The 15,314-nt window shown below is 70.6% G+C and carries 9 protein-coding genes; all 9 read left to right on the top strand.

What is annotated here, in order from left to right; all coding sequences use genetic code 11:
- Nucleotides 1-321: 321 nt before the first annotated feature.
- The 9 genes from BG482_RS04485 to BG482_RS04445 all read left to right on the top strand — a co-directional run bounded on the left by BG482_RS04485 (nt 322) and on the right by BG482_RS04445 (nt 15,313).
- Nucleotides 322-1,026: a hypothetical protein gene (locus BG482_RS04485; protein ID WP_069767521.1), complete on the top strand. Its 705-nt coding sequence runs from the start codon at nt 322-324 to the stop codon at nt 1,024-1,026.
- Nucleotides 1,023-1,997 carry an effector-associated domain EAD1-containing protein gene (locus BG482_RS04480; protein WP_069767520.1) on the top strand — a complete coding sequence of 325 codons (975 nt, stop codon included), beginning with the start codon at nt 1,023-1,025 and terminating at the stop codon, nt 1,995-1,997. The genes BG482_RS04485 and BG482_RS04480 overlap by 4 nt, the downstream gene beginning before the upstream one ends.
- Before the next feature lie 76 nt (nt 1,998-2,073).
- Complete coding sequence (locus BG482_RS04475) at nt 2,074-5,751, top strand: DEAD/DEAH box helicase (protein WP_069767519.1); 3,678 nt, start codon at nt 2,074-2,076, stop codon at nt 5,749-5,751.
- Nucleotides 5,752-6,660: 909 nt separating this feature from the next.
- Nucleotides 6,661-7,017 (top strand): hypothetical protein, encoded by a 357-nt coding sequence (locus BG482_RS04470; RefSeq protein ID WP_069767518.1) that lies wholly within the window; start codon nt 6,661-6,663, stop codon nt 7,015-7,017.
- 1,232 nt (nt 7,018-8,249) lie between these two features.
- Entirely contained in the window at nt 8,250-9,728 is a 1,479-nt protein-coding gene (locus BG482_RS04465; protein WP_069767517.1) for a sugar transferase, read from the top strand.
- Between the two features lie 82 nt (nt 9,729-9,810).
- Nucleotides 9,811-11,136 carry a nucleotide sugar dehydrogenase gene (locus tag BG482_RS04460; RefSeq protein ID WP_069767516.1) on the top strand — a complete coding sequence of 442 codons (1,326 nt, stop codon included), beginning with the start codon at nt 9,811-9,813 and terminating at the stop codon, nt 11,134-11,136.
- On the top strand, nt 11,117-12,397 hold the full coding sequence (locus BG482_RS04455) for a glycosyltransferase family 4 protein (protein WP_069767515.1): 1,281 nt from the start codon (nt 11,117-11,119) through the stop codon (nt 12,395-12,397). The genes BG482_RS04460 and BG482_RS04455 overlap by 20 nt, the downstream gene beginning before the upstream one ends.
- Nucleotides 12,387-13,763, top strand: a complete 1,377-nt coding sequence (locus BG482_RS04450; protein WP_069767514.1) for a Wzz/FepE/Etk N-terminal domain-containing protein — start codon at nt 12,387-12,389, stop codon at nt 13,761-13,763. Before BG482_RS04455 ends, BG482_RS04450 begins: the two co-directional genes overlap by 11 nt.
- Nucleotides 13,760-15,313: a Wzz/FepE/Etk N-terminal domain-containing protein gene (locus BG482_RS04445; protein ID WP_069767513.1), complete on the top strand. Its 1,554-nt coding sequence runs from the start codon at nt 13,760-13,762 to the stop codon at nt 15,311-15,313. Before BG482_RS04450 ends, BG482_RS04445 begins: the two co-directional genes overlap by 4 nt.
- Nucleotide 15,314: the final 1 nt, after the last annotated feature.

The raw sequence follows: 15,314 nt of genomic DNA, 5'->3' as shown, positions 1-15,314 counted from the left end.
GCCGAAGAGCGTGCGCCGTGCGGCACCGGAGGCCCGGGCGATCTCCTCAGCGTGACGTCCGGATTCCGCCCTGACCCCTGTCGATCGGCGACGTGGACCGGCACGACACCCGTGACGCCGGCCGGGCGACTCCGTCCCCTTTCCTCCTCCCATCCGATTTTCTCTCATCCAAACAAGCCCCTATATAAGCCGCCGTGGGTACCCTTTGCCTATCAGGGGGACACGCGGGGCAACTCGGGAAGTTCGTCAGCGTCGCCATACCGGTCGGAGCCAGGCTCTGCGGTCCGCCGCGGCCCTGCTCCGCTCTCGAAAGGGTGGCTGATGATCGAGCTGGCTGATCCTCAGTTGACTGCTCAGGACATCGTCCTCACGGCTGACGACCCGGCCCGCGGCGGGGAGTCGCCCCCCGGGACGGCAGGTGAGCCGAAGTCCCTGGCCGGCCGCATTCGGCTCGGCGGGCCTCATGCCGTACGCCTGACTCCGAAGGAGCTCTCGGCGGATCCGGACCTCGCCCGGTACGCGGAGGAGCAGGCCACGCTCTATGACCACTACCTGGTCCGGTTATCCGTCACCTTTGTCCCTCAACTCCGTGGCCCGCGGCTGAAGTTCGCGAACGTCTCGGTCCAACTCGTGTCCGGGTGGGGCCCGAACCCCGTCGCCCATTCGATGGACCCGATCCGGCTGACCGACCCCGTCCAGGTGGAGCGCGTTCGGCGGCTCGGTCCGCAACTCTCTCTGCTCGGCGCGGACGCCGCTCTGGGCGAGATGAGCCGGTCGGTCGGCTACATCGCCAACCAGCCTCTCGTCCAGGCACTCGACCTCGGCGGCTCGTCACCGTCCTGGGACTTCAGGCCGACCACGGCGACCGAGCTGACCGGCACCTACCCGCTCAGCCTCGTCGTACGGTCCGGAGCCGGCTCCGAGGCGGAGCTGAGATGTACGGTGACCGCCGGGGTCGAGGCGCCGCTGCTGCGCCGTTTCAGCCGGGAACTGCCCGACCCGCTGCACTTGAAGGCATTCCTGTGACGCACACGGGCACCGATGCCACGGCCGCCGGAGACCACCCGCCCGGCGTCCCCCGTGCCGGTGGGAGCACGGACCGCGCCCCCCTGCTCCGGGAAGAGGTCCAGGCGCTGGCCGAGGTCTACCGTTCGGCACAGCAGGCTCAACTGATGCTGCGCTCCGCCGGATATCCCGCCTCCGCGGTGCCCGCCGGAGCGATCACCATGGGCAACTTCTGGAGTCAGGTCTCGGCGGAGCTGGAGAACGGGGCCATGGCGGCGGGCCGGGACCGCATCCTGGCCAAGGCTCATGCCGAGCATCCCTTCCACTCCCTGTTCGCCTCAGCGGCGACACGGCGGCCGGGGGACGCCTCCGCCTCGGCCGAGGCCGGTGATCCGCCGAAAGGGGCGGACGACCGGTTGCGCGTGATGGTGCTGGGCGCGGAGCCTGCTCGGTACGGCGTCAACCGGGCGGCCGCCGAGCTGCGGGAGGTCGTCAGGGAAGCCCGCGGTCGCCTGGACGTACGGCTCTTCCCGGCCGCCGGTGGCGCCGACCTCGCCGAGATCCGCTCCGTTCTGCCGCACGTGCTGCACCTGGCCTGCCACGGTACGCAGGACACGCTCGTTCTGGAGGACGCGCACGGCGAGGCACACCACCTGGCCGCGGACGATCTCGCGGACACGTTGAAGCTGGTGGCCGAGCACCGCGGTCACCGACTCCGGGCACTGCTCCTGCGGTCCTGCGACAGCGAGCACACGGCCGAGCGTTTCACGCCGTACGCGGACATCGTCATCGCGCACCGCGGCGCGTTGGACGCCGAGTGCGCCGTGCTCTTCGCCACCGGCTTCTATCGCGAACTCGCAGCGCTGTCCTCCTCGGCCGCCGCGAGGGAGATAGCCGCCGCCGCGCACTTCGCGGCGCAGGACACCGTCAACCAGGCAGCCATGTGCCGAAGCCTCCGGACGGGTCTGATCGTCCTGCCCGAGACCGCCTGAGCGGCCCCCTCCCGTAGACGCTTGCCGCAGCATCCGACCGACCGCATCTCCCTCCGCCTCCCGCAAAGGAGTCGCCATGCCGTTCAACGACGTGTCCGAGCCGCCGTCGGCCGACGCAGTGCCCGAGCAGGCGCCGCCGACTCCGGGCGGCTGGGACATCACACGGGAGGACTGGGACGAACTGCGCTCCGGACTGAGTTCGGCATACCTGGATTCCGGCGAGAGGAACAGGTTCCTGCGGGACCTGGGCTTTCCGCCCCAGGAGCAGCCGCCCGCCGCGGCAAGCAACGCCGTCTTCTGGGAACACGTCCGCGAGCGCGCCGAATCGGGAGCGGTGTCACTGGGCTGGCGGGATCTCGCCCAACGGGCCTACGAGGACCAGACCGCGGGCCAACAGCCGATCTTCGCGAGGCTGGGCCGTCCGGCTCCCGCCCCCATCGTCCTGGAGAGCCTCGGAGGCGCGGTGATCCAGCCGGGGCAGCCCGAGTCCGAGATCGGCCGTTCGGGGCCCACCATCCGCGGATACGGAGAGCTGCTCCCTGCCGGTGACCGACCGGACCTCAGGAACGCCCTGCTGGAGGGCTGGGAGGAGCGGCTGGGCCCCTGGGCCGGACTGTCCGTTTTCCAGCAGCAGCTCCTCATTCTGTGCCGGGAGATCGTCGACCAGCGAGGGGTCGGCCTCATCTACGCCGTCACCAACAGCGGCAAGACCACGCTGGCCCGCTTCGGCATGACCATGGCCGTGAATTCGGGCAAGGCCTCGATGATGTTGCTGCCCATCAAAGCCCTCGTGACCCAGGAACACACCGAGTGGCAGGGATTGCAGCGTGGGAACCCGGACATGAAGAGGCTGCGTGTCTATCCGGCGTCGCGGGACTATCCGGAGAACGACCGGCCGGTCGGCTCGGGCTCCTACGACGTCGCGCTGGCCATCTACGAGAAGCTCGGCGTGTATCTCGTGCACCGGCTCATGCCACTGCGTCGCAGCGCCCTGCTGGTGGTGGACGAGCTGCAGATGCTGGTGGAGCGAAGCGAGCGGGCCGCCAAGCTGGAGGCCCTGCTCACGTTGGTGAAGATGCTGCCCCGCGAAGACCAGCCTGCCCTCCTGGGCCTGTCCGCCGCTCTGTCCCCGGAAGCCGGGGAGACGTTGGAGCACTGGCTCGGGCACGGCCGCCTGCTGCGGAGGCACTTCACCAACGTACGGCCGGTGCCGCTCGACACCTACGTGGTCGGCCCCAGAAAGTGGCTGGTGCAGAAGGAGGCACATCTGCTGAGCATGCCGGGCGAGACGCGGCCGCCGGCGGCTCCGTACGAGGAGGAGCACGAACTCGGCGACATACGCGCCAAGCACGCCGAGACGCTGTCCTTGCGCTTCGAAGGGCTCCCCGGAACGAGGCTGTCCACGGCACCGCTCGCGGCCGCCCTGGTCGTCCGCTCCCTGTCCGAGGATCCCGACAAACGGATCATCGTCTTCGTTCCCGGCCGGACCATCGCGCAGAGCCTGGCCCTCGCCATTCAGGACCTGCTGCAGGGCACGAGCGGTCAGCGGACGGTCGGCCGGCGCGGATCGCCCTGGCGAGGGGGCCGGTACCACGGGCCCGAGTCGCAGAAGAGGGACACAGAGGGCCACCTGTACGAGAAACTGAAGAACTCGGACCTGCCACTGCAGGACCTGGTGATGCGCGGCCTGCGCCACGGCGTCGCCTTTCACACCGCGGCGCTGGCACCGCCGCTCCGACGCCAGGTGGAGGACGAGTTCCGGGAGCCCGACGGACTGCTGCGGGTGATCGTGGCCACGGACACCCTGGCGGTGGGACTCAACCTGCCCGCCGACATCGTCATCGCGACGAGCGTGTCCGGCTGGTCGGGCGAGGGGTCCAGTCGCATGCGGCGCCTCCTGCGGGCAGCCGACCTGGACAACAAGGGCGGCCGGGCGGGTCGGCGGCTCGACCGAACGGTCGAATCTCAGCGTGGGAAGTTCTACATCCTCGTGCCGTCCGACCGGGATCTCCAGGAGATCGAGGGCCTGAGCCCGGAGAGCGTCAAGGCCCTCGCCACGGAGGAGGGCATCTACCAACACTTCGTCGCCAGTGACGACCGCTCGCTCAAAGTGCGCTCCCAGTTCCGCGACACGCTGCAGATCAGCGGTCTCGTCCTCCAGGTCCTGTGCCAGGGACGCAGTGGGCTCACCCGACGCCAGTGGCTCGACCGCGTCTCGGAGATCCTTTCCGGGCTGCTCATCTCCTACGAGCCCGACTCTCCCGACATCCCCGTCGCCGAGGACGTCCTGCGCGAACTGGAGAGCCGGAATCTTCTGGTCTTCAGTGAGGGCGAGGGGTATCGGGGCGGCGAGGAGGTGGTGTCCTTGTCTCCGCTGGGGCAGGCCCTCGGGCAGTCGGGCCTGGAACTCGACGACGCGGCGGAACTGCAGCATCTGGCGCATCTCGCCATCGAGAACAAGGGCCACCTCGACCTGCTGTGGCATGCGTTCAAGGCGCGTTCCGTGCAGCGGGTGACCGCCTGGGTGGCGCTGCCGGGACAGCCCACGAGCAATCACATGCCTTCCCTCAAAGGCAGTGTGCTCACCCTTCTGCTGGCGCACTGCCTGCCGAAGGACTCGCCGGAGATGCCGACCAAGCGCCACTTCTGCCTGCGGTACATCGCGGCCAAAGGGCCGGCCATACCCGAACGGCTGCTCAGCGAGGGCAACCAGGTCGTCTCCGAGGAGCTGCGTCAGCTCCTCGGAGTCGACGAGGACGCGCTGGCGACCGAGGACGCCAACGCGTTGCTCCGCGCGGTCGTCGCGTGGGAATGGCTGAACGGCGTCCCCTACGAGGAGATGGCCAAGCGGATCGGGGGCGTCGTCCAATCGGCGGAGCAGCCGGACCGTGGCAAGAACAGGGCTCCGTCGGTGAAGCTGTACTACGCGGACGTCGAGCAGCTCTGCGAACAGGTCGCGGGATATCTGCGGGCCGCCGCCGAGCTCTGCGTGGGCGAGGACGGCGTCGACCACTCCTTCCGCGTCCAAGCGTTGGCACAGCGCGTGGAGTCCGGGCTGCCGACGTGGCTCGCGCGGGTGTCGCGGATGCGGATCCCTTCGCTCCATCGTGAGCGCCTGGCCAAGCTCGCCGACGGAGAGGAACTGGAGCCGCTGTCGGCGTTGGTGGACGCCGAAGCGTTGCACAAGGTGCTCGACGAGAACGAGCGCGAGATCGTCCGGCACACCATCGAGAGCAGGATGGAGGACGAACGCAGACAGCTCGAGCGGGTGGGCGTCGAGATGGCCGGCGAGACCATTCCGGGGACCGAGGGCGAGACGTTCGCGGAACTCTCGCACGACCTGGACAACACGGAGACGGCGAAGGACTATCTGGACCGCCTGTGCGAAACCGTGCGCGACATGGGGGTCGAGGTCTCGGACACGGTGGTCGAGGGGTCGTTCGCCGTGACGGTATGGACCGCTCCGGTCAGCCGGGCCACCGTCGACGTCCTGGTGCCCAAGCAGTTCTCGCTCACCGCCGAGGGCGCCAAGGCCGTGGCGGGCAGACCCGCTCGCGTCATCGTTCGAGGTGTGGACACCGGCGCGCGCACCGTCCTTGAGGAACAGGGCACGCAGGCCCGGTTCATCACCATGGACTACATGCTCCAGACGCTGGTCCACCTGGTCCAGGACCTGCAACACGCCTTCTCAGCGGACCACGTGGTCGAGGAGCTCCTGCGGATCCGGGTGTCATCGATCGGCACGAACTGGTGACGCCGCCCACGCGGCGGACCGTGCCTGTAGACCGCCGTCGCCCTGCTGGCGGGACACCGTGCCCCTCGTGAAGAACGGCGACCGGTGCTCGAGCCTCGTCGCGTGGTCGTCGTCGATGAGGTTGCCGTAACCCGTCAGGCGCCCCACACGGTCGAGGGGCCCCGGTGTCGTGCTGACACCGGGGCCCCGAAGGAGCTGCTACACCATCTGCCGGCTCTACTGCTGCGCCGGCCTTCTGAGTCCGCCGACCCGACCGAGACGCTGTCGGGGGCGCGGGGATCGCGATTGCTTGACCGGAGACCACCTCACTGTCGATGTCCTGCGGTACCCGGGTTCAGGCTTCCGCCCGGGCGATCCTGATGGCGCTGACGTCCTCCGCTCTTCCCTCTGTCGATCACTTGCCGAACGGCAGTGCGCACTGCTGCGTCCTGCCGAACCTCCCGGTGCGCGCGCCCGCAGCCGGCGCCTTCACCGAGGTGCTGCTCACTTGCGTTGCTGCTGGGTACTGCCCTTGCGGTACTGCTCTCGGCGGCCCCTGATCACTGCGGGCCACCCAGTGCGGTGGTCAGTCCCGTCGCCGTCCTGCGAGAACCCTGGCTTCGAGACTCCACCACCGCACCGTCCTGCGAACTACCGACTACATGTACTGCTCCCCGGCAGTTCGTGTCTGCCGGGCCCTGCTCGATCTCGGCTACGAGTGAAACCATAACCACTCCCCTGCACAATGTCTACTGCGACGGGTGCAGATTTCTGCGCGCCGGAGGATGAGGTAACCCTCTGCGATCAGTCCACTGGTGATCCACCCGCGCGTCGCACCCGTCCCGCCGGCGGCGGGACCGCGAAGGCCCGCCCGGCCCGGTAGCGCCTACCGCCCAACCAGCCGGACGACCGGTGAATACAATCTGTCTCGTGTCGAAGCCTGACGAACTGCTGGTCGCCGTCGCCGCCCTGGTGGAGTCCGAGCAGAGCAACCAGATGTCCCTGACCGTGGTCACCGGTGGCGCTGTCATCACCGGTCGCTTGGCCCCCGAGGCGGTGTGGAGAAAGCGGGTGTCGGAGGTACTGACGGATTCGGACCGCTTGGGCGAGTTCTCCGCCGTCTTCGCCCCACCCGGGCCGGAGGGGTCGCCCACGCATCTGCACTTCCACGTGGCCCGGATCCTCCAGGGCACGGTGGGGATCCCGGAGACGGGCGGCATGTACCGAGTCGCGATCGAGGACGTCAGCGCCTGGACCGTCGGCGACTTCAGCTACTCCGACCGCTGAGCTCGACGCCGACCGCCGAGCCGACGCCGACCGCGGCGGGAGGGCGGTTCGGCGCGGCGGGGGTCCGACGGGTGCGCAGGCCGGGCCCGCACCGGTGAAGTCGACGAGGTCGAGGGCCGGGGCGGCGTACACCAGAACGGGGTGCGCCGCTCTCGACCCCTCCCCCGCTTCACGGACACCCGAACGCCTCCATGCCCCGTGCCCCGTGCCCCGCGCCCCGCGCCCCGCGCCCCGCGCCCCGCGCCCCGGCGAGAGTCCCACGCCACTTCCCGGACGCCGGCTCCTCGGGGAACTCACAGGTGCGCGAACCCGTTTCTGACGCTCGTGACTTCGGGCTCTCCGCGGCGGCGGCCGCACGGTCATGGAATATGACGTATACATATCCGATTGGCATCCGGACAGGAAAATCGCAGCTCATCCCACGGGGTAAGGCCCTGTAGTGGACCGCGTTTTCCGGACTTTCAGGCAGGCCCTACGGCTCGATCAGGTCGGGTCGCGCCGCTCGCCGTGCAGGCCGGTCGGCCGACCCGTCCGGTACCCGCAGCCCATGTCCCGACGTGCGCAGGACGGGGTGTCGTCGTCGAACTGCGCCCCACAGCAGGCGACTTGAGCCGACCGGTACAGGGCGGCGATCGATGTCGCGCCGGAGCCGCGCGAGGGGGCCGGGCGGGCCCCTGGAGCGGGTGGTGCCGACGGGGCGCTTGTGGGTGGTCAGCGGCCGATTGATCAAGAATCAAAGCTTAAGCACAAATTACACACATCCTCTCTTCATACTGGCCTCGATGGTCTAGATTGACCTTGCTTCAGCCGTTCGGACATGAGGCAATCCGTAATGATCAATAGGTCCGGCACCGGAGAAAGCCTGTAGTCGGGTTCCCGGTGCCAGACGCAGGGGGGATCAATTCACGGAACCCGAGAGGGCCTTGAGTGCGGGGAGCACCCAAGGTTCCGAAGGGTTTCCGCGCACCTCGACACTCCGGCGCAACAGGCATGTGCGCTGTCGTCGGAGCCAATTGCCCGAGGGGCTCTGCGATAGCCGGTATCCGGTTTTGCCGTGCGCGGGAGGCGGGGGCCTCCCGGGAGGAGGAGCAGCACGGTGCGGGAGGCGGGGGCCTTCCGAGGAGAGCGACAGTGCGGGAGGCGGGGGCCTCCCGAGGGGAGGCACGGTGCGGGAGGCGGGGGCCTCCCGGACGGCGAGCACGTCGACATCACTGGGAACCTGGGGGGTTTCTGTGCGGCAAGGGGAATTGGTCAGCCCGTTTCCGTCGGCGCGGGGGCGTCTGGCGAACGAAGCAGTCGGCCGGCCCGCGAGCGACTGGGAGCAGCGGTACCGCCGTACCGTGATCACCAGCGACACCGTCGCCACCGCCTTCGTGGTGGCGGGGATCGGCAACTTCTTCGGGGCCCGGGACGCGGCCAACTGGCATGAGAAGTGGGGAATTCTCGCGTTCGGCACCGAGCTGCTGGTGCTGGGGGCGCTCGCGGTCAGCCGGGCGTGGGTCCCGGCCGTGCTCGGCCAGGGCGCCGAGGAGTTCCGCCGGCTCGGGCGCTCGCTCTTCGCGGCGACCGTGGTCCTGGCCCTGGGCGGGATCGCCCTCACCTCGCGCAACATCAAGCTCTGGATCTTCGTGGCGATCCCGGCGATCGCGCTCGTCACCATGACCGCGCGGTATCTGCTGCGGCTCGGGCTGCACAAGCAGCGCAAGGAAGGCCAGTGTCTGCGGCCGGTGCTCGCCGCCGGGAGTCCGGCCACCGTCCGCGATCTGATCAGCCGGACCCGCAAGTTCCCGCATCTCGGCTGGCGGGTGGACGCGGTGTGCACGACGGACGGCACCGTGCTCGACGGTGACCTGCTGGACGGAGTACCGGTCGTCGGCCGACTGACCGACGTCGCCAAGCACGTCCACGCCGACGGCTACCGGGTCGTCGCCGTCACACCGGACCCGCACTGGTCGCCGGACCGGCTGCAGCGGCTGGCCTGGAACCTCGAGGGCAGTGACGCCGAGATGGTCGTGGCTCCCGTGCTGATGGAGGTCGCCGGTCCGCGGCTGCACATCGACGCGGTGCTGGGGATCCCGATGCTGCGGGTCAGCATGCCAGCCTTCACCGGGGGCCGTCGGGCGGTCAAAGGGGTGGTCGACCGGATGGGCGCGGCGATCCTGCTGGTCCTGTTCGCGCCGCTGATGGTGCTCGTCGGGCTGCTCGTGCTGACGGACAGTCGTGGCGGGGTGTTCTACCGCCAGCGCAGAGTCGGCAAGGACGGCGGCGAGTTCACCATTCTCAAGTTCCGCACCATGGTCGCCGGGGCCGACCGGGCGCGTGACGGGCTGGCCGATCTCAACGAGGGCGCCGGCCCGTTGTTCAAGCTCCGCCGGGATCCGCGGGTGACCCGGGTGGGATCGGTGCTGCGCCGGTATTCGATCGACGAACTTCCGCAGCTGTTCAACGTGCTCACCGGATCGATGTCGCTCGTCGGCCCGCGGCCCCCGTTGCCGGAGGAGTCCGCCGCGTACGGCCCGGACATCCGGCGGCGGTTGCTGGTCAAGCCCGGGCTCACCGGTCTGTGGCAGATCAGCGGACGCAGCGACCTGTCGTGGGAGGAGGCGGTCCGGCTGGACCTGCGGTACGTGGAGGACTGGTCGCTCGCCCTGGACACGGTGATCTTGTGGAAGACGCTGCGTGCGGTGCTCTACGGGCAGGGGGCCTACTGATGTGCGGGGGGCTGCAACTCAACGGTGTCGCCGGTGCGGGGACCGCAGGCCCGAGCGGGTCTGCCTGGGGGAGGAACGCGTCATGAGAGTCAGCGTTTTCGGGCTCGGCTACGTGGGCTGCGTGTCGGCCGCGTGCCTGGCCAGCATGGGGCACGAGGTCATCGGGGTGGACGTGAACCAGGTGAAGGTCGACCTGGTCAACGACGGCAAGGCCCCGGTGGTCGAGGAGCGGATCGGCGAGCTCATCGCCGAGGTCGTACGGACCGGGGCGCTGCGCGCCACCGGCGACGTACGCGAGGCGGTCCTGGGCAGTGACGTGTCGCTGGTGTGCGTGGGCACACCGTCGGAGCCCAACGGCAGCCTGTGCACCACGTACCTGGAGCGGGTCACCGAGCAGATCGGTGCCGCGCTGGCCGACGGGGCCGAAGAGGGGAGCCGGCACACGGTGGTGTTCCGCAGCACCATGCTCCCGGGCACCTGTCTGAACCTGCTGGTGCCGATCCTGGAGAAGTACGTCGGCGGCATGGCCGGGGTGGACGTCGGGGTCGCGGTCAACCCGGAGTTCCTGCGCGAGGGCACGAGCGTGCGGGACTTCTTCGACCCGCCCAAGACGGTCATCGGCGAACTCGACCCGGCAAGCGGCGACGCGGTGGCGGCCCTGTACGGCGGCCTGCCCGGCGAGGTGTTCCGGGTGCCGGTCCCGACGGCCGAGGCGATCAAGTACGCGGACAACGCGTTCCACGGCCTCAAGATCGGCTTCGCGAACGAGCTGGGCGCGGTGTGCCAGGCGCTCGGGGTGGACTCGCACCAGGTGATGGACGTGTTCCTGGCCGACCGCAAGCTGAACATCAGCCCCGCCTATCTGCGGCCCGGCTTCGCCTTCGGCGGCTCCTGCCTGCCCAAGGACCTGCGCAGTCTGGTCCACGCGGCGCAGCGGGCCGATGTCTCGGTGCCGATCCTGTCCCATGTGCTGCCCTCCAACTCCGACCACCTGCAGCGCGCGGTGGAGCTGGTCGAGCGCACCGGGAAGCGCCGGGCGGGCCTGTTCGGGCTGTCCTTCAAGCCCGGCACCGACGACCTGCGCGAGAGCCCGCTCGTCGAGCTGGCGGAGCGGCTCTTCGGCAAGGGGTACGACCTGAAGATCTACGACGCCAACGTGAGCCTGTCCCGGCTGCTCGGGGCGAACCGCGAGTACATCGAGACCCGTCTGCCGCACCTCGCGCAACTGCTCGCGGACTCCGTCGAGGAGGTGCTCGACCACGCCGAGGTGTGCCTGGTCGGGACGAAGGATCCGGCCGTGCTGGCGGCTCTGCCGCACGGCGACGCCCCGGTGATCATCGACCTCGTCCATCTTCCCGACGCCGATGCGCGCCGGGCCGAACAGGGGTATGTGGGCCTTGCCTGGTGAAACGGGAAGCGGCGACCGGCCGGAGCGGCGCGCGCTGATCCTGGTGGAGAACCTGTCGGTGCCGTTCGACCGGCGGGTGTGGCAGGAGTGCACGACGCTGCGCGACGCGGGCTGGACGGTGCACGTCATCTGTCCGCAGGGCAGCAAGCGGGACACGGAGGCGGAGGCGGAGATCGACGGGGTGCGGATCCACCGCTACCCGTTGCGCGCGGCCACCGGAGGGCCGGCCGGCTATCTGCGGGAGTACGGAACGGCGTTGTGGCACACGCTCCGACTGGCCCGCAAGGTCGGCCCGGTCGACGTGGTCCACGCCTGCAACCCGCCCGACCTGCTGTTCCTGCCGGCACTGTGGCTGAAGCGGCGCGGAGCGCGGTTCGTCTTCGACCAGCACGACCTGGTGCCCGAGCTGTACCTGTCCCGGTTCGGCCGCGGTGAGGACCTGCTCTACCGCGCGGTGTGCGCGCTGGAGCGGCGGACCTACCGGGCCGCGGACGTCGTGCTCGCCACCAACGAGAGCTACCGGGACGTCGCGGTGCGCCGCGGCGGGCGTCGGCCGCAGGACGTCTTCGTGGTGCGCAGCGCGCCCGACGTCGACCGGTTCCACCCCGTGCCGCCCGAGCCGGAGTTGAAGCGCGGCAAGCCTCATCTGCTGTGCTATCTCGGCGTCATGGGTCCGCAGGACGGGGTCGACTACGCCTTGCGGGCCCTGGCGAAGCTGCGCGACGAGGTGGGGCGGACCGACTGGCACGCGGTGTTCGTCGGAGGCGGCGACACCTTCGACGCGATGGTGGAGCTGTCGCGGCGGCTCGGGCTCACGGAGCAGGTGGAGTTCACCGGACGCATACCGGACGCCGACCTGGTGCGCTACCTGTCCACCGCGGACGTGTGCCTCTCCCCCGACCCGCACAACCCGCTCAACGACGTGTCGACCATGAACAAGGTCCTGGAGTACATGGTGATGGGACGGCCGATCGTCTCGTTCGACCTCCGGGAGGCGCGCGTCTCCGCGGGTGACGCCGCCGTCTACGCGCCCGCCAACGACGAGGCCGCGTTCGCCGGGCTCGTGGCGGAGCTGCTGGACGATCCGGAGGAGCGGGCCCGGATGGGCAAGATCGGACAGGAGCGGATCAGCGGGCCGCTCTCCTGGCGGAACTCCCAGCGATCGCTGCTGGCCGCGTACGCCGCTGCCGGCCGTGACCGGTCCCCGGTGACCGCGCGCGACCCGGACCGGGCAGGGGAAGGCCGCACCATTGAGCGATGACACGATACGCCTGGTCACCATCGGGCGGATCATCCGTCGGCGTTGGCGGGTGCTCGCCCTGTACGCCCTGGTGGGCGCGCTCGTCGGGTACGGCGCTTCCGCGCTGTTCCCGCCGCGCTACACGACCTCGGCATCGGTGCTGCTGCCGGGGACGTGGGAGGAGCGTGAGCTGCTGACCCAGACGGAGGTGGCGACCAGTTCGGTGGTGGTCGACCGCGCGGCCGCCACGCTCGGCTGGCCCGGGGTGAGCGGCAGCGACCTGCGGGATCACGTCAGCGCCAAGGCCACCGACGGGAACATCATCAAGATCTCCGGCACGGCCGAGACGCCGGAGCGCGCGCAGCGGCTCTCCGATCAGGTGGCCAAGGACTTCGTGTCCTACGCCACGCGGATCGCGAGCGAGAGCGCCGACCCGGCGGCGGCGCAGGAGCTCGCCGCGCTGCAGCAGTCGGTGGAGGACACCAGCCGCCGCATCAGCAAGCTGTCCGACGCGACCGACCCGGGAAACACCGTCGAGAGCGTGCAGACCCGCACCGAGCTGGAGAAGCTGCGCACCGCGCTGCGGGAGGCCATCAGCACCATCAAGCAGGCCGATCCGGCGGACGACGAGGCGAAGAACATGGTCGTCATGGGGTCGGCGGCCCGGCCGACCGGTGAGGCGCCGCCGACGAGGACGCAGCTCATCGCCGGCGGAGCGCTGCTGTTCTTCCTGTCGGCGGTCATCGGCCATCTCACCGCCGCGCGGATGAGCCGACGGCTGCGCGGCGAGTCCGAGATCACCGCGGCTCTGGGCTCGGCCTTGCTGGGGACCGTCGACGTGCCCGTTCGGCGGCCCACGCACCGGCCGGAAGGCCACGGCCCGAGGGCTTGGGTCCGCCGGCTGCTGGGTGTCGACGTCCGGTGGGACCTCCCGGCCCCGCAGTCGTCCGGCGACGAGGCCAGCAGGCGGATCCGTTACCGGCGGGTGTGCTCACGGCTGCGGGACCGGCTGCCGGCCCCGCAGCGGCTGCTGGTCGTCTTCCCCGAGGGGGACGAGATCGCCCGCCGGGCCGCCGGGCACCTCGTGGTCGAGGCCGGGAGCGATCCGGCGCTGCGAGCGGTCGCGGTGCCGGTGTCCCGGCCGATGGTGCCGGACCGCGACCACGAGTCCGGCGCGCTGGTCGTGGTCAGCGCCGGCGTCTGGACCGCGGCGGAGCTCGCGGGCATCGCCGAGGCGTGTGCGGACGCCAAGCACGGGGTCGTCGGCGTCGTCCTCGCCGGTCCGGTCCGTGCGACGCGGTCGGCCGACCACCCGCCGCGTGCCGCCGTGTCGGCGCTCGTGGGCTTCGACGGCGAACGGGACGACGTGACGGGGGTCACAGGGTGACGACGAGTACGCCCGCGGAGCCATCGGCCGCCGCTCCGCTGCTGGATCTCCAGGCCCTGGTGGCGGCGGTGCGCAGACGGCGCCGCCTCTGGTCGTCCCTTGCGCTGCTGGGGTTGCTCGTCGGCGCGGCGGTGGCGTTCCTGCTGCCGCAGCCGCCGACCGCGGTGACCAAGATCCTCGTCGCGCACGAGGAGGACCAGCCGAACGACCCCGGCACGCTGATCCGCACCGACGTCGCGCTGCTGCAGACCACACGGATCGCCGAGAACGCCTTGAAGTCCCTCGGGTCCCGGGAGAACGCCGAGGACTTCATGCAGCACTACAGCGGCAGTGGTCTGACCAACAACGTGCTGCAGATCACCGTGACCGGCGACAGCGACGCGGAAGCGGTGACCCGTGCCAGGGCGTTGGCCGACGCCTTCGTCGCCGACCACGTGAAGCGGATTCAGGCGGCCTCGAAGGCCGAGTCCAAGGCCCTGCTCGACCAGCGTGACCAGCTGAAGGCGCAACTGGCCCAGGTCAACAAGGCGATCGGGGAGGGGGCCGGGGCGAGCGGGCCGGAGTCGTCGGCGGACCTGGAGTCCCTGTACGCCCGCCGGGCCGAACTCACGTCGCAGATCACCGACTTCAGCCAGCGCGCCGCGGAGGCGAGCATCGGCACCCCACGGCTCGTCGCCGGCACGCAGATCGTGGACGCCCCGTACGCGGTGCGCAGTTCCCTGCCCAAGGCCGTGGCGACCGACGCGGCGATCGGGCTCTTCCTGGGGCTCTTCCTCGGGCTCGCGGTGGCCGCGGTCGGCGCGGTGGTGGCGGACCGTCCGGTGCTGCGCCGGGAGATCGCCGCGAATCTCGGCGCCTCGGTCATCGCCGAGCTTCCCCACCGGCCGGGCGGGCGCTGGCAGCGACGCCGTGGCCGGGCGGCACGCGAACGGCTCACCACGTCCCTGGCCCGTGTCGTGCGCGGCTCCTCGGAACCCGTGTCGCTGCTGGAACTGGGCTGCGCGCGCAACACGAGCGTGATCGCCATGGACCTCGCCGGGGCGCTGGCCCACGACGGGCCGGTCGCCGTCGTCGACGGTCTGCCCGGCCGGCAGCTCTCCGGCCGCGTCCCCGAGCCGGGGGGGCCGGCCGTGGTCACCGGCGAGCGGGCCGCGGCCCTGCCGCCCGGTGAGCGCCGGCTCGGCGTCGGCTCGGTCGCGCCCGGCGCGGCGTGGACCGACCTGCGGTATCTCGGCACGCGGACGGTGCTCGTCGTGCGCGCCGGGCACGGCAGCGCCGCATGGCTGCACACCGTGGCACGGCAGCTCGCGGACCAGCGCATCGCGGTGGTCGGCGTGGTGCTGATCGACCCCGACCCGCGGGACCGGACCGACGGCACGCTGTGGAACGGGCTGCACACCGCGCTGCGCGGCCACGGCGAGCGGCCGGCCCGGCAGAAGGGCGGGGGTACCTCGCACGCCGTTCAGGCAGTGGGGGAAGGACGGCGGGGGACGGAGCGGCCGCCCATGTGGGCGGCCCGGGTCCCGGACAGCGACCAGGAGGCGCGGTAGC

It is taken from the genome of Streptomyces sp. LUP30 (assembly GCF_001746365.1).
Lineage (GTDB): Bacteria > Actinomycetota > Actinomycetes > Streptomycetales > Streptomycetaceae > Streptomyces.
Note: the sequence above shows the minus strand (reverse complement) of the source record. Positions and strands in the feature narration are given on the sequence as shown.